Source organism: Pontibacter ruber, assembly GCF_023630205.1.
GTDB classification, from domain to species: Bacteria; Bacteroidota; Bacteroidia; order Cytophagales; family Hymenobacteraceae; genus Pontibacter; species Pontibacter ruber.
In genome coordinates this window covers 316707-339828 of sequence record NZ_JALPRR010000002.1, presented here as the reverse complement: position 1 = coordinate 339828, position 23122 = coordinate 316707, and the positions used below count along the sequence as shown (strand labels likewise).

At 52.3% G+C, this 23122-nt stretch carries 15 protein-coding genes; 5 read left to right on the top strand and 10 right to left on the bottom strand.

Annotated features, from left to right (window positions below):
* Positions 1-51: 51 nt before the first annotated feature.
* From MJ611_RS08210 to MJ611_RS08195, 4 genes are all read right to left on the bottom strand, one after another.
* A complete protein-coding gene (locus tag MJ611_RS08210) occupies positions 52-5019 on the bottom strand; it encodes a DNA repair ATPase (protein ID WP_250429190.1) in 4968 nt (1655 codons plus the stop codon).
* 96 nt (positions 5020-5115) lie between these two features.
* The gene (locus MJ611_RS08205; RefSeq protein WP_250429189.1) at positions 5116-5658 is read right to left on the bottom strand and encodes a DMP19 family protein; all 543 of its coding nucleotides are present in this window, start codon (positions 5656-5658) and stop codon (positions 5116-5118) included.
* A 204-nt stretch (positions 5659-5862) separates the two neighbouring features.
* Positions 5863-7998 carry a flotillin family protein gene (locus MJ611_RS08200; protein ID WP_250429188.1) on the bottom strand — a complete coding sequence of 712 codons (2136 nt, stop codon included), beginning with the start codon at positions 7996-7998 and terminating at the stop codon, positions 5863-5865.
* Between the two features lie 5 nt (positions 7999-8003).
* Positions 8004-8630 (bottom strand): OB-fold-containig protein, encoded by a 627-nt coding sequence (locus MJ611_RS08195; RefSeq protein ID WP_250429187.1) that lies wholly within the window; start codon positions 8628-8630, stop codon positions 8004-8006.
* Positions 8631-8802: 172 nt separating this feature from the next.
* Between MJ611_RS08195 and MJ611_RS08190 the strand changes: the two genes are divergently transcribed.
* The 3 genes from MJ611_RS08190 (at position 8803) to MJ611_RS08180 (ending at position 11385) form a co-directional block, all read left to right on the top strand.
* Positions 8803-9453 (top strand): CatA-like O-acetyltransferase, encoded by a 651-nt coding sequence (locus MJ611_RS08190; protein ID WP_250429186.1) that lies wholly within the window; start codon positions 8803-8805, stop codon positions 9451-9453.
* A gap of 169 nt (positions 9454-9622) precedes the next feature.
* Positions 9623-10696, top strand: a complete 1074-nt coding sequence (locus MJ611_RS08185; RefSeq protein WP_250429185.1) for a 3-oxoacyl-ACP synthase III family protein — start codon at positions 9623-9625, stop codon at positions 10694-10696.
* A 209-nt stretch (positions 10697-10905) separates the two neighbouring features.
* The gene (locus MJ611_RS08180) at positions 10906-11385 is read left to right on the top strand and encodes a phospholipase D-like domain-containing protein (protein ID WP_250429184.1); all 480 of its coding nucleotides are present in this window, start codon (positions 10906-10908) and stop codon (positions 11383-11385) included.
* 116 nt (positions 11386-11501) lie between these two features.
* Here the strand turns inward: MJ611_RS08180 and MJ611_RS08175 are convergent, their stop codons facing one another.
* Together MJ611_RS08175 and MJ611_RS08170 are read right to left on the bottom strand one after the other, a co-directional pair.
* On the bottom strand, positions 11502-12911 hold the full coding sequence (locus tag MJ611_RS08175; RefSeq protein ID WP_250429183.1) for a M16 family metallopeptidase: 1410 nt from the start codon (positions 12909-12911) through the stop codon (positions 11502-11504).
* 3 nt (positions 12912-12914) lie between these two features.
* Positions 12915-14360: a M16 family metallopeptidase gene (locus MJ611_RS08170; protein WP_250429182.1), complete on the bottom strand. Its 1446-nt coding sequence runs from the start codon at positions 14358-14360 to the stop codon at positions 12915-12917.
* A 296-nt stretch (positions 14361-14656) separates the two neighbouring features.
* Here MJ611_RS08170 and MJ611_RS08165 point away from each other — a divergent pair, with 296 nt between their 5' ends.
* On the top strand, positions 14657-15457 hold the full coding sequence (locus MJ611_RS08165; RefSeq protein WP_250429181.1) for a HipA family kinase: 801 nt from the start codon (positions 14657-14659) through the stop codon (positions 15455-15457).
* Positions 15435-15818: a DUF3037 domain-containing protein gene (locus MJ611_RS08160; protein ID WP_250429180.1), complete on the top strand. Its 384-nt coding sequence runs from the start codon at positions 15435-15437 to the stop codon at positions 15816-15818. The genes MJ611_RS08165 and MJ611_RS08160 overlap by 23 nt, the downstream gene beginning before the upstream one ends.
* 130 nt (positions 15819-15948) lie before the next feature.
* Here MJ611_RS08160 and MJ611_RS08155 read toward each other — a convergent pair whose 3' ends face one another.
* From MJ611_RS08155 to MJ611_RS08140, 4 genes are all read right to left on the bottom strand, one after another.
* Positions 15949-17466, bottom strand: coding sequence for a malate:quinone oxidoreductase (locus MJ611_RS08155; RefSeq protein WP_250429179.1), 1518 nt, complete (start codon positions 17464-17466; stop codon positions 15949-15951).
* 144 nt (positions 17467-17610) lie between these two features.
* Complete coding sequence (locus MJ611_RS08150; protein WP_250429178.1) at positions 17611-18408, bottom strand: carboxylesterase family protein; 798 nt, start codon at positions 18406-18408, stop codon at positions 17611-17613.
* 87 nt (positions 18409-18495) lie between these two features.
* The gene (bglX, locus tag MJ611_RS08145) at positions 18496-20835 is read right to left on the bottom strand and encodes a beta-glucosidase BglX (protein ID WP_250429177.1); all 2340 of its coding nucleotides are present in this window, start codon (positions 20833-20835) and stop codon (positions 18496-18498) included.
* 67 nt (positions 20836-20902) lie between these two features.
* The gene (locus tag MJ611_RS08140; RefSeq protein WP_250429176.1) at positions 20903-23086 is read right to left on the bottom strand and encodes a glucoamylase family protein; all 2184 of its coding nucleotides are present in this window, start codon (positions 23084-23086) and stop codon (positions 20903-20905) included.
* Positions 23087-23122: the final 36 nt, after the last annotated feature.

Here is a 23122-nt window from a genome sequence, read left to right as displayed (position 1 = left end):
AGCCCCTGCTGGTTTATACTTGCAGGGGCTTTTTATACTTTCAGCTATACTTTAAATCTCCTCCGCCGCTTCCAGCCTGCTTGGCTTGAATTGGCTTAGCACCTGTTTTATACCTTCAAGTCCGCTGGATATGTTTTCCATTTGAGTGAGTACCTGCCCTACCTGGTTGTTGCCGCCGAAGCCTTTGAGCTTGTTGTTGCGCACGAAGGTGGCTTTGATGTCTTCCCAGCGCTGTGCCTCAGCCTCGGTCATGATGCCGATGAGCTGCTTGAATTTGAGCATGTTGGCTTCGGCACCGGAAGTGAGCGTCTGCGACTCGGCCTCGTAGTGTGACAGGATGAGCGTTTGCAGTTCCTGGTCGTTCATAATTGGCATGACCTTCTCAGCCAGCTTGTTCATGTTGCGGTAAGAGCCCTGCAGCTTAAAGGCCGGCTCGGTGCGGTACTCGTCAGCCTGCGCCGCCGAGCGGATATACTCCAGGTTCACTTTCAGGATCACGTCCTGGATCTTAAGCAATTTCTTCAGCACCAGCACATACTCGTTGAGTTCGGCTGCCGAGTGGTTGCCCTCAAACTCCAGCCCTTCGCTGTTGCCTGTTTCGGCCAGATGGATGAGTGCATAAATGTCTTTCTGACTCTTCGCCGCCAGCTTGGCCAGCACAGTGTTGAAGGTGAGGGAGTTTTCAATGTAGCTCAGTTTGAACACGTCTTCGGTGTCGTCGATGATGTCGCCGAGGTTGTAGATGTCGGCGCGGTTGGCGAGCATGTCCGGAATGCGGAACTTCTCGCCTGTTTCGGTATAGGGGTTACCGGCCATTACTACACATACCTTTTTGCCACGGAAATCATAAGTCTTGCTGCGGCCTTTGTACACGCCTTCGATCTTACGCTGCGCGTCGCAAAGGGAGATGAACTTCTGCAAAAACTCGGGATTACAGTGCTGGATGTCGTCAAGGTAGATCATCACGTTATCGCCCATCTCAAAGGACAGGTTCAGCTTCTCCAGCTCCTCACGAGCAGCGGCATTAGGTGCCTCTTTCGGGTCCAGCGCCGTGACCTGGTGCCCGATAGCGGGACCGTTGATCTTCATGAAAATAATGCCCAGGCGGTTGGCGATGTACTCCATGATGGTGGTCTTGCCATAGCCCGGAGGTGAGATCAGCAAAAGCATGCCCATCAGGTCGGTGCGTTTGGCCTCCCCTGCCGTGCCGATCTGCTTGGCCAGATTGGCGCCAATCAGCGGCAGGTATACCTGGTCGATCAGTTTGTTGCGCACAAACGAAGACAGCACCCGCGGCTTGAATTCGTTCAGGCGAAGCTGTTGCTCGGCCTGCTGCGTCAGGTTCTTTTTAAGCTCCGTGAAAGCTGTAAAGGCCGTAGCCGTGCTGGAAGTATAGTTGCGGAGGCGGCGCATGAAGCCGTGGTAGTGCAGCTGGTATTGCTGGCCCTGCACCTGCTGGTGTGCGCCCTGCATACCTTGTAGACTCTCCTTCAGCACCGTGTGCACTACCTGCTGCGTGTTATAGCTATCGGTAAGCAACAGTACCGCCACCTCGGCCACAAATTCGGTTTTGTCGTGCTGCCCGGCCTGCGCGATGTAGGCCTTCAGCCAGTGCTGTATCAGCTCGAATTGGTGCGCCATATTCCCCTGCAGCGCTTTTACTGATTCCTTAAAACGCTCCAGCACACGCCGCTCTGTCAGAAAGTTTTTAAAGCCGTTGTACAAAACATCAGCCTGGCTGTCGATCACAAAGGTGTTGCCTCTTGTTAATTCGTAGAACAGGTACGCGCCTGCCTCGGCTGTACCGGCTTCTTTGCACAGCCCGGTCTCTTGCTGGAAAATATAGAGCTCCTGCTGCAGATCTGCTTTTACGTCGTCAAACTCGTGCGTGTCGGGGAAGACCTGCAGGATGGCGCTTATACCTTGAAGTTGATGTTGGAGCACTTTCTTTTTCAACTCTGGTGCGAACACCTTCCAGTACAGCTGCGCGCAAGCCCTGTCTGTGGAGGTATAGCGAAGCAAGTCGGCCGTTTTAATCAAGCGGATCAGTGCACCTAAGATCAGAGCCGCGTCGTGGTCATGCACGCCTTTCATGTAGCCCTCGTTGAAGCGCGCGGCCATGAACTTGTTCATGTAGTCGGTCAGCTCGGCCTCGGTGAGCTTGTGCAGTTCGTCGATGCTCAGGTAGCGCAGGCTGTTCTCGTTTTGCTGCGTGGCTATACCTTTATCCTGCGCTGCTTCCAGCACTTTAAAAGCCAGATACTCGGCACGGTATACCTGATGGTTCTCCGATACCAGCGTCTGCTCCCATACGGGGCGGTAGCTCAGAAACTGGTCATCGGTGATCTTCTCGAAAAAACTGGTGCCGGTGAGGTGATAATACATGGCGTCATCGCGGTGCACTACGCTCAGCTCCAGCGGTTGGGTGTTGACCGTGAACTGGTGCTTGCCAAACTTCAGGATGTTGGCGCCGTCCACAAACAGCTCCTGCTTGTCCTTCAGCTGGCGCACGGCGTCTTCCTTCAGGGTTTTGAGGCGACTCTGGATGGTATCGGCTTTTACCGTATCACCGATCTTGAGCAACTCCTCCACCGTGCTCCGCACCTTCTCGATCATCAGATCAGAGGCGAAGTAGCCGTTGATCTCGCTCACCGAAGTCAGCTTGCTGGCCCGGTTCTGCACCGCTTTCAGGATGCGGTCTGCTGCCTGTTGCAGGCTGTTGGCACGCTTGTTCTGCGCTTCCTGCAGCTGCACTTTCTTCGATTCAAAAGCGCTGTAGATCTCCTCCCGCTTGACCGTGAGCTGCTCAATGAACTCGTCAAAATCTGGGAAGCGGCCCTCGAGTTCCTCCAACTGTACCATCAGCTTGGCCAGGTACTCTTCGCACTTCTGCGGCGAGTCCGACACGTCGAGGTAGTTGACCACACTCTGGCTGATCAGCTTGATCTGGGAGTTGAATTCAGCCTTGCCTTCCTGACTCAACAACTCTTTACGCTTGCGGCGCAGGGTGGCTTTGGTCTGGTTGAAGGTGGCGTAAATAGCCGAGATCGTATCGATGATGCGGGTGGTCTGGGTGGCGTCTTCGATCTTGAGGTTGCTCACCACATCGATCAGCATTTCCAGTTCCGATGACACCGCCGCAATTTCCTTGTCGGTTGCGTCGGCTTCCACCACTTTGGCTATACCTACAATGGCGGTGTTGATCTCCTTTACCTTCTTCTCGTAAGGCGCCAGCGCGTTCGGCTGCAACAGGAATTCTACGGCTCCGTTGGCGGTATCCTGCGCAAATTGCTGCAGCTGCGCTTCGTATTTTTCAATGGTCGGCAGGTCGGTATAGCGCAGCTCCTTCAGCGAGATCACCTCGCCGCGTATACCCCGCAAATCGGCCAGATACTTCACATAGTCGTTGATGCTCTCGGCCTTCTTGTGCTTCAGCGTCTGGATCAGCGTATCGGCCTGCCCCAGCACCTGACCTATCTGTGCCTGCGTATTTTTCTTAATGCTGAGCACCTTCTCGTACTCCTCCACCGCCGCCGTGGCCGTCTGCCGGATCGCCGCAACCGGCCCCGCCAGATTGTAGGTCTCCGCCCGGTTCAGCCAGTGGTAAGAATCCAGTACATCGGTGGTTTTCTTGATCAGGTCGAGGTATAGGTTGGCATAGGAATCGTCCTTGTGCAAGAGAGACAGCACCTCGTTGCTCTCGGCCATGGCCCGCACAATGTCCTTGTTGCCGATCTTGTAGAGGTAGGACTCCTGCGTAACCGGTATCACAAAGTTCGGCCCGATGTAAGGCGTCTGCCAGATCTGGATGGCATGGTGCTTCTGCGCCTCTTCGTCGGCCCGGAAATAGCACAACTCGCCGTTCTCGTAAATGGCGTAGCCGTGGCAGATAATCGGAGTCTCGATTTGCTGCGTGATCAGGTTATAGGACAGCAACTGGTAGATGCCCGACTCCTTGTTGTAGAACACATACAGGAAATCCTCGCCGTTCGGGGAAGTGATGCGCTTCTCAAACAGCATGTCCTGCAGGTTGTTGTCAAATTGCTTGAACTCGCCCGTCTGCAGGTAATACCCATAGGCGTAGATAATGCCCTGCCCGTCCGGCAACAGCACACAACTGTGCTCCAGCGCGTCAATGCGGCGGGCCTCCTGCAGCTTCACATTGTAGACGAAGTAGCGGTAGTTGTTCTCGCGGTAGGGACGTATCTTCAGGACGATGATGTTGCCCACCACGGCGTAGTAAATCTCCGAGTCGTCGAGCGTCTGGTCCTTGTCCTCCACCTCTTCCGAGTAAATACCACGCCCCGAGTCGGTGTTGTCCTCTACCTTGATGGTGAGGTCACCACCGACCGTCTCCACGAACACCTTGTCCTCGATGGACACGTGCGGGTGTTTGCCTTTGCGCTGTGCCTCGCGGGTGGTGCGCTTCCAGCTGAAATCGTGCTGGTTGGGGAACACATACTCGTGGTCGCTGCGGTTGTCGATGTAGGTGATCGTGTCGCCTTTGAGCAACCACTTAAAGGTCTTTATATCGTTGACGCCCTTGCCCACCCGGAACACCATGTACAGGTAGTTGCCGATGTGCGCAAACTTGACGAACTGGGTGTTCTTGTAGTATTTGTAGAGCTTCTGAAAGTCGTCCTTAAAGGTCTTGTCCTGCAGCAAATCGAGCGGCTGTTGGTGGAAGCTGTGGCCCTCGTAGGTATAGACGCCAAACACATCCGACAGCTCCACCTCCGACTTCAGGCCCAGGTATACGTTGTAGCCAAAGAGCAAGGTATAGCCCACGGGCACCATGTCCCAAGGCACGCAGTTGTTCTCGGTGGTAATGCGCTCGGTGGTGATCAGCTTCGTCTCGATCGCTCCGAACACGCTCTTCCGCTCCTGGTTTAGCTGCTCCAGTTGCGTACGCAGTTCTGCCCCGCTCTTCTGCAGACGGTTCCGTAAGATTTCATAAGTGCCCCCCTCCAACTGCACGTTCTCGGCAGCTGTGGTAGTAGCGGTATTGGTATCTTCCATGTGGGTGGAGGATTAGGAATTAATGATGGGTAAAAGTCTGTGTGCTTATGTGCTCACTTGGCGAGGTATAACTATGCCTAACTGACAACAGTAGTTTTACTTCGTAATAAATTGATCAATATTCTCTCTAATATACTTCACTCTAAATTTCCACAAAGGCTCTGCTTTGTCTTGATCATAAAATTGGTCATCGAGGTTATTTAGAGGGTTTTCTTTGTAGGATTCGCTAAAGCTCTCCAGCGTGCTATCATCAAATTTTTCGAGATCGCTTTTGATAGAGGCGTATATTTTATTTGCTTCTTTCATAAGTTCAGCAAACTTTAAAGCACCAACAGTTTCAAATCCATCAACCGCCATATATGCGTACTGTCCGCTGGAATTGAAGTAGAACTGATTGAACCCTCCATTGTTGACTTCTACCTCTACTAACCAAGTGGATACAAATGCCTGTTGTCCTTTTGTTAATTTCTGGACATTTTGGAATTCATTTTCATAGTCGTATCCAATGATTTCATAGATGTTATCGTAAATCGTTTGCTCTAACTGGTCATTAGGTATATCTTTTAATATCTCCGGTGTCAGTTTTTTGTAGATAGTTCTGTTTTGAAAATCTTCAAAAAATTTGAGCATATCATCCATTACTGAGTCTTTTTTATCTTGGCAATTACAACTACCTAGTGACGATATTCCTAAAATCTTTAGAGTCACTGTAAATATTATTTTAAATCACTTCCAACTACACTATTCCAACCTTAACTGTTTCCATAGCTTATTCTGTACTAATGGCTGGCGCAAGTATAAAAAACCCCTCTCCTGTTCTTAGGAGAGGGGTTTGGGGTGAGGTTAGTTCAGGGAAATGAACGGCTTGTCCGCAATCCCCATGGCAGTGGCCGTAGAGGTCAGCTGCTTCAGGGTATTCAGCGTGCTTTCATCCGTGCCGCTCTGCATCATCTTGAAAAGTAGGGCTGATACGCTCAGGTTACGCACATCTTCTGTTTTCAAACCGAACTGATTAACGAAGCGCTGCAGGTTCTCGCGGAAATCCACGTGGCCGTCGCCATTTGGCTGGAAGAAGGTATCCTTCACGGTGTTCAGCACTTCACTGTTGCTTACCAGTCGGTCCACCTGCTTGCCTTTGGTGATGGAGCCCACGATCTGGTCGAAGAACATGGTCTCGCCGCCCACGATGTCGATCTTCGCTGCCTTCAGGGCCTCGGAGATCACCTCGGCCTGGGCACCGGCAATATCCTTCTGGATGTTGATCTGGGCCAGTTCGATGGCTTTGTCTTTCTCCAGGCGCAACTTGAACTCCTCGTGCTCTTTGCCCACGCCATCGAGTTTGCGCATGGCTTCCGCTTTCTCCTCTATACCTTTGGCGTCTACCGTGAACTTCTCTCCGATCACACGGGCCTCTGCCAGACCACGCTTCTCCTCGGCTGATGCCATGTTCTCTACCACAGTCGCTTCGGCTATACCTTTCTCTTTGGTCACTTTGGCGGTTACCATACCCAGTTTCTCGTCGGCTTCGGCCTGTGCGTTGGCTTTGGCTTTGATCACCAGCGCCTCCGCTTCCCCTTCTTTCTGACGGGCATGGGCTTTGGCCTCCATCACCTGTGCCTCGGACAAACCGATCGCTGCCGCTTGTGCTGCCTCAGCCTCTGCCATGGTCTTGATGGCCTGCGCCCGGTTGTTCGAAGACACCTGCTCTGCCTCGGCATCAATCAGCATTTGCTTGGCACGGAACTCCGCTGCCTGACGCGCTGCCTCAGCACTTTTAATTTCTTTTACCAGTGATTCTTCCGCTTCACGCTCCGCATTCTTAATTGCAACAGCCTTCGTTCGTTCTGCCTCAGCAAAAGCCTTGGTGTCCTTGATCTTCTCTTCCTCTTCCACTACGGCTTTCTCCACGGTCACGCGCTCACGGATGATACCCTGTATGTTTTTGCGCTCTTCTTCGATGGCTTTCTCCTTCTCGATCTGCGCCAGCGACACGATACGCTCTTTCTCATTAGCCTCCAGTAACCTTGCCTGCTCTACGCGCTCTGTTTCGATGGCGTCGGTACGCTGTTTGCTGCGCTCGGCCACCAGGATCTGGCGATCTTTGTTCTGCTCGGCGATCTTCACTTCCTCGTCCGTGGCAATTCTTGCCTTCTCGGCCTTCAGGCGCTCTTCGTGACGTACTTTCTCCATCTCGGCAAACTCACGCGACTTGATGTTAGCAATCTCACGCTTCTGCTTTTCTTCGTTTTCGGCCAATTGCTTCTCAAGCTCCAGGATGGTCTCCTGCGCCTCTACGTCCTGCTTCTTGATGGTCTTCTGCTTCTCGCGCTCGATCAGGTTGGCCTGTATCTTCTGCTTGGCGGTCAGGTCGATGATCTTCTTGATACCTTCGGCGTCGAGGATGTTGTTCTCATTCAGGTTCTGGATAGGCGTCTGCTCCAGGTAATCGATGGCGCAGTCGTCGAGGATGTAGCCGTTCAGGTCGGTGCCAATGGTCTGCAGGATCTGGCGCTTGAAGTCGTCGCGGCTCTGGTACAGGTCCACAAAGTCGAAATGCTTGCCTACGGTCTTCAGGGCCTCAGAGAATTTGGCATCGAAGAGGCTTTCCAGTGCCGAGTGGTCGGATGCACGCTTACAGCCAATCGACTGTGCTACCTGGATCACGTCTTCCGGCGTTTTGTTTACGCGCAGAAAGAAGTTCACCTTGATATCGGCACGCAGGTTATCCTTACAGATCAGGCCTTCGGAACCTGTTCTGGAGATCACAATCGTTTTGAGGGTGATGTCCATGACCTCCAGTTTGTGGATGATCGGGATCACGAAGATACCTGAGAAGGACACTTTCGTATCGCCCAGACCGGTACGCACCAGCGCCTCGCCCTGGATAGCCTTCTGGTACATTTTGACAACAATGGCAATCAAGCCAATCACGACTACCGCCATGATGATGACGATAGACCAGGATAAAGATGCTAGCATGTGAATTAAATGGTTTGGTAAGGTTGTATGAGGTAAAATTTGTTTTCAGCATTGTACTCGACTACGAGCGCGGTCTCGCCTTTCTGCACGGCAGCGCCTTCGGTGGTTTTCACGTTCAGCAAAAGCGGAGCACCCGAGGTCTTAATGGCAGCCTGTCCCAGCTCGGTAGGGTTAGCCGGCAGCGTAACGGTACACAGCTGGCCAATGATGCTGGCAGCAGGTTCGTGCTCTTTTTCCATAGCGGCAAAAAGCCTGATAAAAGGCATGGTGAGGAACCTGGACACAAAAAGCGCCGCCAAAAAAGAAGGCAGTAAGTATAGCAAACCCAGCAGCTCGTAATTGCTGTTCAGGTAGTAGTTGGCAAGTATAGAAATTACCCAGAACGGAAGCGCCAGAAAAGTCAGAAACACCATGAACGGCACCTTGCCCAGGTTGAAGAAAGCCAGCACGGAGTTAAGCCAGGAAACAGAAGAAACGCCATCCGCATCTACTCCGGTCTCCACCTCTACATCAAAGAAATCGAGGTCCAGGAAGCCAAAGATGACCGCCACCCAATACAGCAGCACAAAGACCAAAAGGGCGGTGGGAATGATGTTAACGGAAGAAATAGCAGCTTGTAGAAGTTCGTTCATAGGCAAAGGTGGTACAAAATGTATTATCTGCTTTAAATATAATAAAATATCTATAACAAAGCATATATGACACTTGCCTGAGCGAAAAATTAAGTTGCAACAATCAACTATCTTTGCCGCCTCAAAGCCGCCACGTACAGGCTGGCTACAGGTTATACCTGCTTTTATACTTATGCAGACACGCTACACCAAAGAAATTATACCTATCGAAGGCTGGGAACGGGAGGAGACATATCGCTTTTTCAGCACCTTCACACAGCCTTTTTTTAATGTTCATACCGAAGCAGACATCACGCCGCTTTACCGTTATTGTAAGCGGCAGGGCCTGCCGGTGTCGCTTGGCTATATGCATGCTACCACCCAGGCTGCCCGCAACACCGGGAACTTCCTGCTACGCATTGAGAACGGCCAGGTGATCCGCTACAGCGGACTGGACATGTCTACGACCATCCTAAAAGATGACATGCAGATTGCCTTCACCCACTTTCCTTTTATAGAAAAGCTGGAAGATTTTTGCGGGAACGGCGCACAGGTTATAGCAGAAGTAAAAAAGAGCAGGAAGTTGTTTAACGGCTACCAGGGCAATGACCTGTTGCACATGACTTCCTTGCCCTGGTTTACTTTTAAAGGGATGGAGCATGCTTCCGCTGCGAACCGGCAGGACCCGGGCGTGCCGAAGATCGGGTATGGAAAAATTGAAATGCGTGGTGAACAGGTATATCTTCCTATCAGCATCGGCCTGCATCACGCACTGGCGGATGGCTATCATATTCACCTGTTTTTGCAGGAGCTGGCAAAAGTGATCGGCAGCTATACCACCTGAGAGCCCTGCATTATTATCTTGTGCTAACAAGGGATATCATAAAACTGGTGTATAAACATATACTTACGCTTTTCACTTGATATGTATTTTCATACTCAATATATTGATGGTTGAAGAAGTGATTTCACACCAGGCTCTTTACTATCTTTCAATTTAGCACCCAGACATCATGCGGCAAACCGTTATTACAGGAACAGGCAGTTACATCCCTACCGAGGTCAAAACCAACCAGGATTTTACCGAACATAATTTTTACACCGAAGACAACAACCCGATCAATGTTTGCCCCCAGGTGGTGGTGGAGAAGTTTAAGAAGATAACCGGTATTGCCGAACGCCGCTATGTAGCCCCGCACCTCACCACCTCCGATATTGCCACGCTGGCAGCCGAAGAAGCCATCCGCGACAGTGGCATCGATCCGGAGACACTGGACATGATCATCGTGGCGCATAACTTTGGCAATGTCATCGAGGGAACGATACAATCTGATGCCGTACCTGCTCTGGCAAGCCGCGTAAAGCATAATCTCAAAATAAAAAGCCCGCACTGCGTAGCCTACGATATTCTGTTCGGCTGTCCGGGGTGGGTGCAGGGCATGATTCAGGCAGATGCTTTCTTTAAAGCCGGTATGGCCAGGAAGGCGCTCGTAATCGGTGCAGAAACCCTCTCGCGCGTAATTGACCTGTATGACCGCGATAGCATGATCTTCAGCGACGGGGCCGGTGCCTCAGTACTGGAATACCAGGAGATACCCGACGGAGGCAGCGGCATACTGGCCAGTTGTGCCTTAAGCCACAGCGTGGACGAGGCGTATTACATCAACATGAACAAGTCGTACATGCCGGACGGTGACCCGCGCGTGCGCTACATCAAAATGAAAGGCCGTAAGGTATACGAGTATGCCATCAAACTCGTGCCGGAAGCCATGAAGGCCTGCCTCGACAAGTGCGGCGTGGACATCAGCGACGTAAAAAAAGTGTTCATCCACCAGGCCAACGAGAAAATGGACGAGGGTATGATCCAGGCGCTCTACAAGCTCTATGGCAGACGCGATATTCCGGAAGACATTATGCCGATGAGCATCCACTACCTGGGCAATAGCTCTGTTGCCACCGTACCTACCCTGTACGACATTGTGCGCAAAGGCCGCGACGAGAAGCACGAGCTCAACCAGGGTGATATTATCCTGTTTGCTTCCGTGGGTGCCGGTATGAACATCAACGCGGTCTGCTACAAGGTATAATAGGTAAGCCTGCTTCCCTCCGCTCCTGGTGCCGGTTTTCCTGTTAAAGCGTCGGTAAGTACTCTACGGGCAAAACTGCTGTAAGTATGGCCGGATTCCGGGTGGAAGTGGGTTCAGCACAATACCTTTAAAAGCACTGCGCCCGTCCGGAACTGGCCTTGCAGCAATAGACCGTAAGCGTATATTCCCTGAACATAATCTCTCTTCCTTTGAAAGAACTAAACAAACAAATCAACCGTGCCTGCTTCAGCCCGGGCAACGACTGCCTCAACGCCATACTCGACAGCATCACAACTGCCGAGTACTCGCTCAAGATCTGCGTGTTTACCATCAGCGACGACCGCATCACGGCTGCTATAAAACAGGCACATGCATCCGGAATTGAGGTAAAGCTCCTGACCGATAACGAAAAGCTCTTCGACAAAGGATCGGATATCCGGGAGCTGGCAGCAGCAGGCATCGAGACGCGGGTAGACGTGACACAAAACCACATGCACCACAAGTTCGCCCTCATCGACAACGAGGCCCTGCTGACCGGCAGCTACAACTGGACCCGCAGCGCCGCCAATTATAACCACGAAAACCTGCTCGTTACCAACCAGCGCGACCTTGTTACGGCCTACCTGGTGGAGTTTGACCGGCTGTGGAAGGAAATGGTCGTTTTTGAAGATGCAGGGAATGAGCGTTAGCAATGTTTTAGCTGTACTTTATACTTCCTGAACAGGTAGTGTAAATCAGTAAACAGTAACCATACTTGTTAAAACGATTGATTACTGTTTACTGATAACTGCTAACTGATCCCTGATTATTGCGGCACCGTTGTCTTTTTCAGGTCTGCCTGAAACTTCTTCAGCTGTTTATCGATCTGCTTTTTATCTCCTACTACCACCAGCGTCATATCTTTCGGACGGATATACTTCTGGGTTAAAGACTGCACCTGCTGTGGCGTAACCGCAAGAATGTTCTGCACCTGGTTTGTCAGGAATGTTTCAGGCAACCCGTGCAGGTCCAGGAAGTTGAGCTGGCTGATGATGCCGTCCGGCGTGGAATTGCGCAGCACGAACAGGCCTGCCTCATAGTTCTTGATACCTTCCAGTTCATCGGCTGCCGGTGGCTCCTTGCCCAGTCGGTTTATCTCATTTACGATCTCTTTGAGCGAATTGCCGGTATGCTCGGTTGTAACGTCTGCAAATTCATACCAATCGCCAACGCGGTAACGTGCCGACAGGGAGCTGGACGGTGAGTAAGTATAACCTTTGTTCTCACGTATGTTGCGGGTGATGCGCGAACCGAACGAGCCGCCCAACAGCGAGTTGGTCACTCTTAAAGGGATATAATCCTGGTGCGATGGGTCCACAACCGGCAAACCGATCACGATGGTTGACTGAGGTGCGCCTGGCCGATCGATGACAGCCATAGTGCTCTTCGTAACCGGCTTGGCAATCGGGATGTTAGGTTCCGGTCCTTTCACCCAGTTGCTGAGCGAAGATTTAAGGGCATCTTCCATGGCACCTGCTTCGTACCTTCCGGCCACGTATACTGCTGTGCGGTCGGCCCCGAACTGCTGTTGGTAAAAGTTGCGCACCTGCTCCAGGCTAAAGCTGTTGATCTCGGCATCCGTAGGAAGGTTGCGGCCATAAGGATGGTTGGGGTACAACAGGCTTTGGAATTTTGTCTGCGCCTGCGTGCCTGGCTGCGAACGGGCCAGGTTCATCTGCCGTTTAAAATCATTTTTTATACGCTCCAGCTCCGACTCCGGAAACGAAGGATTCTGCAGCACATCTGCCATCAGCCTTACCAGATCCGGGCCATATTCTGTTAGCGCTGATCCGTAAATAATTGTCTGATTCGGGCCTATGCTGATGTTCAGATTACCGCCCATACGTGCCACTTCCTCGGCAATTTGTTTTGCAGAGCGGGTAGTAGTCCCTTCCTCCATCAGGTGGCCCACGATATCAGCCAGGCCATTCTCTTTTTCCGTTTCGTGCACATTTCCTGCCTGCACCACCATCTGCACGGTTACCTTCGGAATTTCGCCAAACGGAACCATGGTAGCTGAAAGGCCATTAGGCAGCTCGAATTCCTGTTTTTCCGGCAGCGTGAAGTCTTTAGGTGCCCCACCTGCCGGAGGTGTTTGTTTCTGCGCGCTGGCAATGGTCGTGCTGAAGGCCAGCACAGCGCTTAGCGCCAAGGAGAGTATTTTGTTCGTAGCCATACTTTAAATCTTTGCCTGAGGGTTAACAACTAAAACGGTGCGGTTGGTAGGCCGCAGGTACTCCTGGATGGTGCGCTGCATCACTTCCGGTGTCACTTTCCTGAACTCCGATTCGAGTTCGTTGATGCGGCCGGGATTATCATCGAACAGCGCAAAGGTGGCCAGCAGGTCGGCTTTGCTGAAACCATACATCTGGCTTAACTGATCGTAGAGCGACGAGCGCATTTTTACAATTGCCAGGTCCAGCACTTCCTGCGTAATGCCATTCTGCTGCAGCTTTTGTATCTCTTCATCCAATACAGAAACGATGGAGTCGGTTGCCACATTCTTGTCGTACACGAGGTTGCCCATCCAGAGCATTGGACCGTTGTAATTGAACATGTTGCCCAGGTAGTTGATGCCACCCTCTACCGAGCCGGTGTAGCCCCGGTCCTGCACCAGCGCCTGGTACAAGCGGCTGTCGTTGCCCTGCAGCAGGATCTGGTCGAGCAGGCCCATGGCATAATATTCAGGTGAGTTGCGCTCGGGCATGTGGTATGCAAAAGCAAGCGCCGGTTTGTTGGCCAGTTTATCATCTTTAGTAAAGCGCTGTTCCTTCTCCTGGCGCGGCTCCGTCAGGTCTGCTTTAGGAGGTAATGTAGCTGAAGGAAGGTTGCCGAAGTACTGCTTGATCCAGGTTTTTGCCTGCTCCGGTTCAAAATCGCCGACTACGACAAGGGCAGCGTTATTGGGAGCATAATAGGTCTTGAAGAAGGACTTCACATCCTCCAACGTGGCGGCATCAAGGTCTTTCAGGTCGCCGTAAAAGTTGTGGGCATTGTACCAGTTCTTGTTGGCATACTGCGGCATGTCGAGCCACGGGAAACCGCCGTACGGCTGGTTGAGCACGTTCACTTTTACCTCGTTTTTGACCACACCCTGTTGATTGGTCAGGTTCTCCTGTGTGATGTTGAGGCCCTTCATGCGGTCGGCCTCGGCCCAAAGCATGGTCTCGAGTTTATGCGCCGGTACGATCTCGAAATAATTGGTAAAATCAAAACGGGTACTGCCGTTCAGGATGCCGCCGTTTTTCTGCACCAGCTGGATGAACTCCATCTTGCCCAGGTTCTCCGAGCCCTGGAACATCATGTGCTCGAACAGGTGCGCAAAGCCGGTACGGTCTTTCGGCTCGATCCGGAAACCGATGTTGTAATACACGGCCACGGTAGCGATCGGCGAGGTTTTGTCCGGCGACAGCACTACTTTCAGACCGTTGTCTAAAGTATAATAATCTACCGGCACCTTGTAGGTCGGGGTTGCCGGCGTGGCGGGTTCCGCTGTTTCGGTTGCGGGCGTTGTTTCAGCTACCGGGGCAGTAGTTTTCTGACTGCAGGAAGCCAGCGCCACCCCCAGGCCCAACACCAGGAGCGGGTAACGTAAAGATTTTAAGCGGGTTGGTTTTTGAGACATAAGACAGGGGTTTAAGTTTGCTTACTATGGTTGAGCATAAACTCAGAGCCTTATACGGTGATTACAATAATAAATATAATTTACACTTGATTAAATCATACTATTAAAGTATAAAAAGTGCCCTCTACTGACCTTTATACTTTATGTATTGGATCTTCAAGTATAAAGTATGCTGTTACACATCCTCCTGAAATGCGTTCTGCAGCAATTCTATCTATTACCCACCACCATTGCTGCACGTATCAGGTAGTTCTCCTCATTAGGCATTGGAGAAATAAATTCCGAATTTTGCACTTATGAAGTATAATCCACCTGAAATCAGATCCGTCCAGGTTACCCGCTATGTCACGCCGCTGCGTGAGGGCGGTTCGCTTCCTGCACTTGTAGAGGCGGACGATGAGTTTTTGTACGTACTCAAGTTTCGGGGTGCGGGCCAGGGCGTAAAGGCGCTTATTGCAGAGCTCATCGGCGGCGAAATTGCACGTGCGCTTGGCTTCCGGGTTCCGGAAATCGTTTTTAGTTACCTCGACGAAGCCTTTGGCCGCACCGAACCTGACGAGGAGATACAGGACCTGCTTCGGGCCAGTGAAGGAATGAATTTAGGCTTGCATTACCTTTCGGGTGCCATTACCTTCGATGCGCTGGTTACCACAATCGACCCACAGCTTGCTTCGCAAATCGTGTGGCTTGATTCGCTGCTGATAAACGTAGACCGCACCGCCCGCAACACCAACATGCTGATGTGGCACAAGGAACTCTGGCTAATCGACCACGGCGCCTCGCTGTACTTTCATCACTCGTGGCAGAACTGGGAGGAACAGGCAAAACGCCCGTTTGCCCAGATCAAAGACCACGTGCTGCTCTCCAAAGCAGGCGAGCTCGACACGGTGGATACCGAATTCCGCGCCATACTTACGCCTGAGCTCATCCGATCCATTGTGTCCGTTATCCCGGACGCGTGGCTTAAAGGTGCTGAGTCGCCTTTTGAAACAGCCGAGGAACACCGGCAGGCTTATGCTCATTTTTTAGAAATACGAATTGCCCATTCAGAAATTTTTGTCAAAGAAGCGCAGTATGCAAGAAAAGCACTTATTTGAGTACGCCGTTATCCGCGTGGTGCCACGCGTGGAGCGCGAAGAGTTTCTGAATGTCGGGGTTATACTTTACTGCAGGAGCCTTGGCTTTTTGCAGACCCGTTTTGCTTTGAACGAGGAACGGCTTCGTGCGTTTGCTGGTGATGTAGACTTGGAAGAGCTACAGGAACGACTTCGTGCGTTTGAGAAAATTTGTGCGGGCCGCAAAGAAGGCGGAACGATCGGACAGCTAGGTATAGCCGAGCGTTTCCGCTGGCTTACGGCCACCCGCAGCACGGTGGTGCAGACGTCGCCGGTACATCCGGGCCTGTGTTTGGACGCCTCAGCCACACTCGAGAAACTGCATGCACAGTTGGTGCTGTAAAGCGCTTCGGCATCTATCCGCAAGTATAACCAGGCAAGTACACCATGCATTGTAAAGTATAAACCCGCTTCACCTGACCTAATTCTGGTCTGTGCAGCGGGTTTATACTTTGGTTGTACTTCTCAGCGCATTAGCGCAGCATTTCGATGTGGCGCAGGCCCAGCACTTCGCTTGTCCAGGCCCTTACCTCTTCCAGCAGTTGCCCGTCCTCTCCCAATGACTGCCCGTAGGAAGGCACCATTTCCTTGATCTTGGCCTGCCACTCCGCTGAATTCAGCTTATCCGGAAAGCAACGCTCTAGCAAGCTCAACATAATGGAAACCACCGTGGAAGCACCCGGAGAAGCACCAAGCAATGCGGCCAGCGAGCCGTCGGCAGCACTCACCATCTCAGTACCAAACTCCAGCACCCCACCATGCCGCGGGTCTTTTTTGATCACCTGCACACGCTGTCCCGCATTCTCCAGTTGCCAGTCTTCGGCCCTTGCATTCGGGTAATAATCGCGGAGCGCAGCCAGGCGGTCTTCTTCTGACTGGCGCACCTGGTTGATGAGGTACTCGGTGAGCGGGATGTTCTTGATACCGGCTGCCACCATCGGGCGCAGGTTCGTCGGACTGATGGAAAGGGGCAGGTCCAGCAACGATCCGTTTTTCAGGAAGCGGGTTGAGAAACCGGCATATGGCCCGAAAAGAAGTTCTTTCTTGCCGTTGATAAAGCGGGTATCGAGGTGCGGTACCGACATGGGCGGTGAGCCGACAGAAGCTTTTCCGTATACTTTGGCCTGGTGCTGCTCAATAACTGCCGGGTTCACGCACTTGAGCCACTGCCCGCCTACTGGGAAACCGCCGTAGCCTTTTCCTTCCGGGATATCCGACTTCATGAGCAGCGGCAGCGAACCACCACCGGCACCGATGAACACAAACCGGGTGTATACTTTGCGTTTATCGCCGCTTGCTCTTTCTTTCACTTTTATGCGCCAGCGTCCATCCGGCATGCGGCGCAGCTTGCGCACATTGTGGTTGAAGTGGATGGTCACACCGTCCATCTTCTTCAGTTGATCGAACATGCAACGCGTCAGTGCTCCGAAGTTCACATCCGTACCGATCTCCATGCGTGTGGCAGCTACCGGCTGTGCAGGGTCACGGCCCTCCATCACGAGCGGCATCCATTCCCTCAACTGCCCCGGATCCTCGGCATACTCCATTCCTTTGAACAGGTGGCATTTGGTAAGCGCCTCGTGTCGCTTCTTCAGGAAATTAACGTTGTTATCGCCCCATACAAAACTCATGTGCGGAATGCTTCGGATAAAATTCTCGGGTAATGTGATATGATCCTGCTGAATCAGGTAAGCCCAGAACTGTTTGGACACTTCAAAGGACTCCGCAATTTTCACGGCTTTGGAGGTATCCACCGTGCCGTCTTCCCGCTCGGGGGTATAGTTCAGTTCGCAGAAGGCAGAATGACCAGTCCCGGCGTTGTTCCAGGCATCGGAGCTTTCGGCTGCTGCTACATCCAGTCGCTCAAAAATTTCTATCGTAAGTTCAGGCTGCAGTTCTTTCAACATCATGCCAAGCGTAGCGCTCATAATTCCTGCTCCGATCAAAACCACATCCGGGCCTGTTTCTGTATGATTCTTTCTAAAAAACATAGTTCTTAAGTTTTAGTAAGGGTGCCTGTACTGTACAGGTATATACCGTAATGGCAGCTTAGGGTTATACGCACGCTCGTTGCATCGGCCGGAAAGACAGCAAAAATCAAGGCCAGCAGCAGCTTCGGAAGCAAAGGGCGCAGGTTACTTCCGGTGTGAAAAAAGCCAGGAAAGAAGCTCCGGCTCCGCGAAGGCATAATCCCAGCTGTTGTGGTTAACGCCAGGGTACACCGTATACTTCACATCTCCCCCAGCCTTCCGGATGGCTTCTACCATTACCGTAGATTTCTCCACAGGTACGACACCATCCTCCTCACCATGAAATACCCAGAGGCTAACCTTCTTTGCATACTTTCGGGCACCGGCCGGGTGGCCTCCTCCGCAGATCGGGAAGGCAGCTGCAAACGTGTCGGGCTTGCGGCGCAGCAATTCAAAGGTGCCCATACCTCCCATCGAAAGTCCGCCCAGGTACATCCGGCGCTTGTCTATACTTCCGAATTTTTCAAGTTCTTCTACCAACTCCATAACAGCCTTCAGCGATCGGGTTGGACTGCCACCCTTACGGTAGTTGAAGGTACGGCTACTGCTATCGGCACTGTACACGATGTTTACGTTGCTCCAGTAATCCTCTGGCGGGCACTGCGGGAACACTACGATGGCTGGGTATTGCTGCCGGTACTCCGGCTTTAAAAACAATTTTGCCCCATGCACCAACTGCGACTCGTTATTGCGGCCTCGCTCTCCTGCCCCGTGCAGCACCAGGATCAGCGGATATTTTTGATCGGGTTTATAGTTTTCCGGGTAAAGTATGCGGTATGGCAGGGTATCGTTTCCGTGCACAAACTGCCGGCGCTCGTAAGCCTCCAGTTCATCCTGGGCAGAGGCTGAAAAAGTGACAAACCAGGCCAGTATTAGGAGCGTGATTAGGTGTTTATACTTCATAGATAAGGATGTCTGTTAATAAGAAGCCACCCCTGCTAACAGCCAAAATTGCTGTTAGCAGGGGTGGCTGAATTTAAATCATACCAGCTACTGCAAGCGGAAAGAGGCTGCCTGCACATCGCGGCTGTTGGTGCCTACATACACCCTGTACTCGCCGGGCTCGTTCACATACTGCAGCTCGTTGTTATAAAATTTCAGGTCATCAGCCGAAATCCGGAAGGTGACGGTCTTGCTTTCGCCTTTTTTCAGGGCGATCTTCTGGAAACCTTTCAGTTCTTTTACCGGGCGGGTTATCGAGCCTACCACATCCTGCACATAGAGCTGCACCACTTCCTCGCCATCGTAGTTACCGGTGTTTCGCACGTCTACCCGCACTTCCAGCGGCTGTGTTCCCTGCAGCGTTGTTGCGCTCAGTTGCGGCTTAGAATAGCTGAACGTGGTATAGCTCAGGCCATAACCAAACGGATAAAGCGGTTCATTCGGCACATCCATGTAGCGTGATTTATACTTGTCCAGTTCGTCTCCGCCGTAGGGCCGGCCCGTGTTCTTGGCATTGTAGTAGATCGGCACCTGCCCTACCTCCACCGGGAAAGTAACTGTCAGCTTGCCTGACGGGTTATAGTTGCCGTAAAGTACATCTGCGATAGCGTTTCCGGCTTCGGTACCTGCAAACCAGGTTTCGAGTATGGCGTTGGCGTTTTCATGCTCCCAGGCAAGTGCAAGCGGACGGCCGTTCATCAGCACGATCACCAGCGGTTTGCCGGTTGCTTTCAGGGCTTTGAGCAAGGCCAGTTGCTGCCCTGGCAAGGTGATATCAGCACGGCTGGCTGCCTCCCCGGTCATGCCCTGCGACTCACCTACCACAGCTACGATCACGTCTGATTTGCGTGCAACCTGCACCGCTTCGCGAATCATGGCTTCGGAAGAGCGCTTATCCAACTCCAGGTCGCCTCCGTGCGCATTCAGCCTGCGGATCATCTGGGCGTCGTCTGTCAGGTTGGCTCCTTTGGCGTAGTTGATCTTCACCTTGTTGCCTACCACGTTGCGTATGCCCTGCTCTACCGATACGGCTTTTTTCCAGTCGCCGGCGCCGCTCCAGTTACCGATCAGGTCGCGCTGGTTACGGGCAAGCGGCCCGATCAGGGCGATAGAACCGGACTGCTTCAGGGGCAGTGCATTTTTCTCGTTCTTGAGCAGTACCATACTTCTGCGGGCAATGTCGCGCGAGGCATCAACATACTCTTTTTTCATCATAGTACTTTTGGCACGCTCGTCGTTGATGTAACGGTATGGGTCCTGGAAAAGCCCCAGTTTATACTTTGCCTCCAGCACACGGCGACAGGCCGTGTTGATCTCTTCTTCGGTTACCTTTCCGCTTTTTACCATAGGCCCGAGTTCCTTCAGGAAAAGCTCACCCACCATGTCCATGTCAACGCCGGCTTTTAGTGCCAGGGCGGCTACTTCGGCCTCGTTACCCACACCGTGCGGTATCATCTCGTTAATCGCAGTATAATCCGTTACCACAAAACCATCAAAGCCCCACTGCTTGCGCAGCAGGTCAGTCATCAGCCATTTGTTACCGGTAGCTGGTACGCCGTTGATCTCGTTGAATGAAGACATCACGCTGCCTGCTCCGGCATCGATGGCGGCTTTATAAGGAGGCAGGTATTCGTTATACATACGCTGCAGGCTCATGTCTACGGTGTTGTAATCGCGGCCGGCTTCGGCAGCTCCGTAAAGCGCAAAGTGCTTCACACAGGCCATTACCGTATTATTTGCTTTCATGTCTTCGCCCTGATACCCACGCACCATTGCTTCCCCAACTCTGGAGCCCAGCCAGGGATCTTCGCCAGCACCTTCCGAAATACGGCCCCAGCGCGGATCGCGGGCAATATCCACCATTGGGGAGAAAACCCAGTTCAAACCATCGGCAGTGGCTTCTTCGGCAGCTATACGGGCGCTGCGCTCAATGGCATTCAGGTCCCAGCTGGAAGCCAGCCCCAAGGGAATCGGGAAAATGGTACGGTGGCCGTGGATGACATCGTAGCCAAAGATCAGCGGAATTTTGAGGCGCGTGTTGTTCATGGCCATGTCCTGCAGCTTGCGGACTGCTATTGGCGTGAAGGTGTTAAATACACCGCCCACATTTCCTTTGCGGATGTTTTCATCAACGTTCTCGCTTACTACGGGCCCGGTCACGTCAAAGCCTACCGACACCAGGTTCAACTGCCCGATCTTTTCTTCCAGCGTCATTTTGGCCATCAGGTCATCTATAAACTTGTCCATTTCCGGATCTGAGGAACGCGTGGAAGGCGTTGTAGCAGGTGCTGTTTCGGTTTGTGTTGTAGTTGATTCCTGGGGTGGCGTAGTTGTCTGTGCGCAACCCATGCAGAGGAGCAGCATGAGTATCGTAGATGTTGTTTTCATTATCGCTGTGTTTGTTTTGTTACTGATACGGTTCTGTTGCAATTCGTTTATACTTTGGATATTTGTTCTATCTCTTTTTCGTGGAGATACTGCCTGCAGCCTTTATCTTCCGTAAGCCTTCCTGCACTTCCTTGTTGCTCATAAACAGGTTCCAGAGCAGGCCACTGCGGTAGTTCTCGATCATGACCACGATCGGTGCCTGGTTTAGCCCCATGTACAGCGGCGACACCCAGTTCTCGTTCAGGTTATAGGCATCCCGGAAACCATAGGCTCCCCACAAAAAATGACCGTAGTTGCGGTAATAATTCTTCAGTGCCTGCATCGACTCTTCGGGTGTGTACGGAAAAGAAGCAAGGGCGCCCGTTGGTGTCATTTTGCCCTCATCCGCCCGTGGGACCGGCTCGCTGGCTGAATACTCCCAGGGGCCATCGCTGGCAGTAAGTCCCCAGGCACCTTCGCCGTAGCCCTGGTGCTTTTCCGGGTTCTCCACGCAGTAACGGTAGTTGATAAGGGCAATGTTGCGGTTGTTGCTGAAGTAGTCGGTATACTTGTCCTGTATCTTTTTCGGATCCGGCCCTAAGTAAGAATAGTGGATAAAAAACAAGGGACCTCCGTTGGAGACGCCCACTTTTAGCGGAATGCCATAGTAAGAGTTGCCATTGGTATACTTGCTTCCCTCCTTTGTCTGGCCCCAGTCGGAGCGGTATTTCTGTGCTTCCGCATCCTGGCTTGCCCAGCCGGTGTAGTACATGTTGGCCGGTATGCTATGCGAAGGCGACGAAATGCCGAGCAGGTACACGATCATGGTTTCGTTCCAGCCGATGAGCTTGTGGTTGATCACCCAGGCCTGGTCCGGCGACCAGTGCCAGAGCAGGTACGGGTTATTCTTTTCGCGCCGGTACCAACTCCACTCGATGCCGCGCCAGATGCCGGTGATCTTATCGCGGATGAGTTTTTCCTGCTGGTTATTGCCGTTGAAGTAGGCCCGTGCAGCAAGCAGGCCCTGCGCCAGGAAAGCTGTTTCGACCAGGTCGCCACCATTATCTTTCGGGCCAAAGAAAGGTACCACCTTACCCGTATTGCCATCCAGAAAATGCGAGAAAGCACCATGGAATTTCTCCGCTTTGTCCAGGTAGTTCACGATCTGTACAAACCGCTCCACGCCCTGCTCCCGCGTAATAAACTTGCGTTCTATACCTGCCAGCAACGCCATCATGCCAAAGCCGGAAGCACCGGAAGCCACCATGGTTCTGCGCCCGGGAATGTTCTCAAGCGCCAGCCCGCTGTTTGGTTCCGCACCGTCCCAGTAATAACGGAAGTGCGCCTCCTGCACCATCGTCAGCAGTTCTTCATCCGTCATGGGGCGTGTGGAGGCATTGACTATGTTAGACTGAGCCGTTTCAGTATAGTTGTCGTCGAGGAAACTGATCTTGTAATGGAACGTTTGGCCTGTAGTGCCTACAAAATCGTCGTAGCGGCTTAACACTGGCGACTCTATTGCCACAGGTGTAAAGTTTTTGTTGTCTGATGAACGGTATACCTGCACATAGCGCACTGCCGGATCGGTGATCTTTTCCCAGGCTATACTTACATGTTTCTCATAGCCGGTTGCGGCGGTAAGTTTGGGGGCAGCAGTTATTTTCTGACTGGCCGGAGCAGGTGTCAGTTCCAGTTGGTCCAAGTATAAAACATGCTCTTTGCCGTCGCTGCCCTGCTGCCGAAAAGCGATCACATCGATCTCCTTACTCTCCTTGTAGCTCAAATCCTTGAAGCTGTTGAGCGGCACCTGCACCGTTAGCCAGGCGTTGGTTTTATACTCTTTGACAAAGTTCTGAAGCAGTACGAAAGCGGATAATTCCTTTGCCTCCCGCTTACCAATGGCCACGGCAGGCAGCTCCGGGGCGGCCGTTTCAGACTTGACAAGCAACCTAAAGGTGAGCATGGTAGCAGGCTTCAGGAAATCGATACCCCGGATAGGGTGGTAGAGCACCTGCGCCTGCCAACTGCCTTTGGGTGCCGACACATACCGGAGCTCCAGCGAATTGCCCGGCGTAAAAAACACCTCCTCGCTTACCGGCAGTTTGTTTTGGCTGTTCTTCACCCAACCAGGCGCAGTATAGGTTGCCGTCGAGTAGTAGTGATCCCTGCTCATCAGGCTGTTCTCAAAGAACACCTGCGTGTAGGGCGTTTCCTGACCGAAAACGACTAACTGGCAAAACAAGAAAAGAAAGAAGAGGATACCGTGTTTCATACTTGGTTTGCTTTCTTCAGTGCAACCTATACTTCG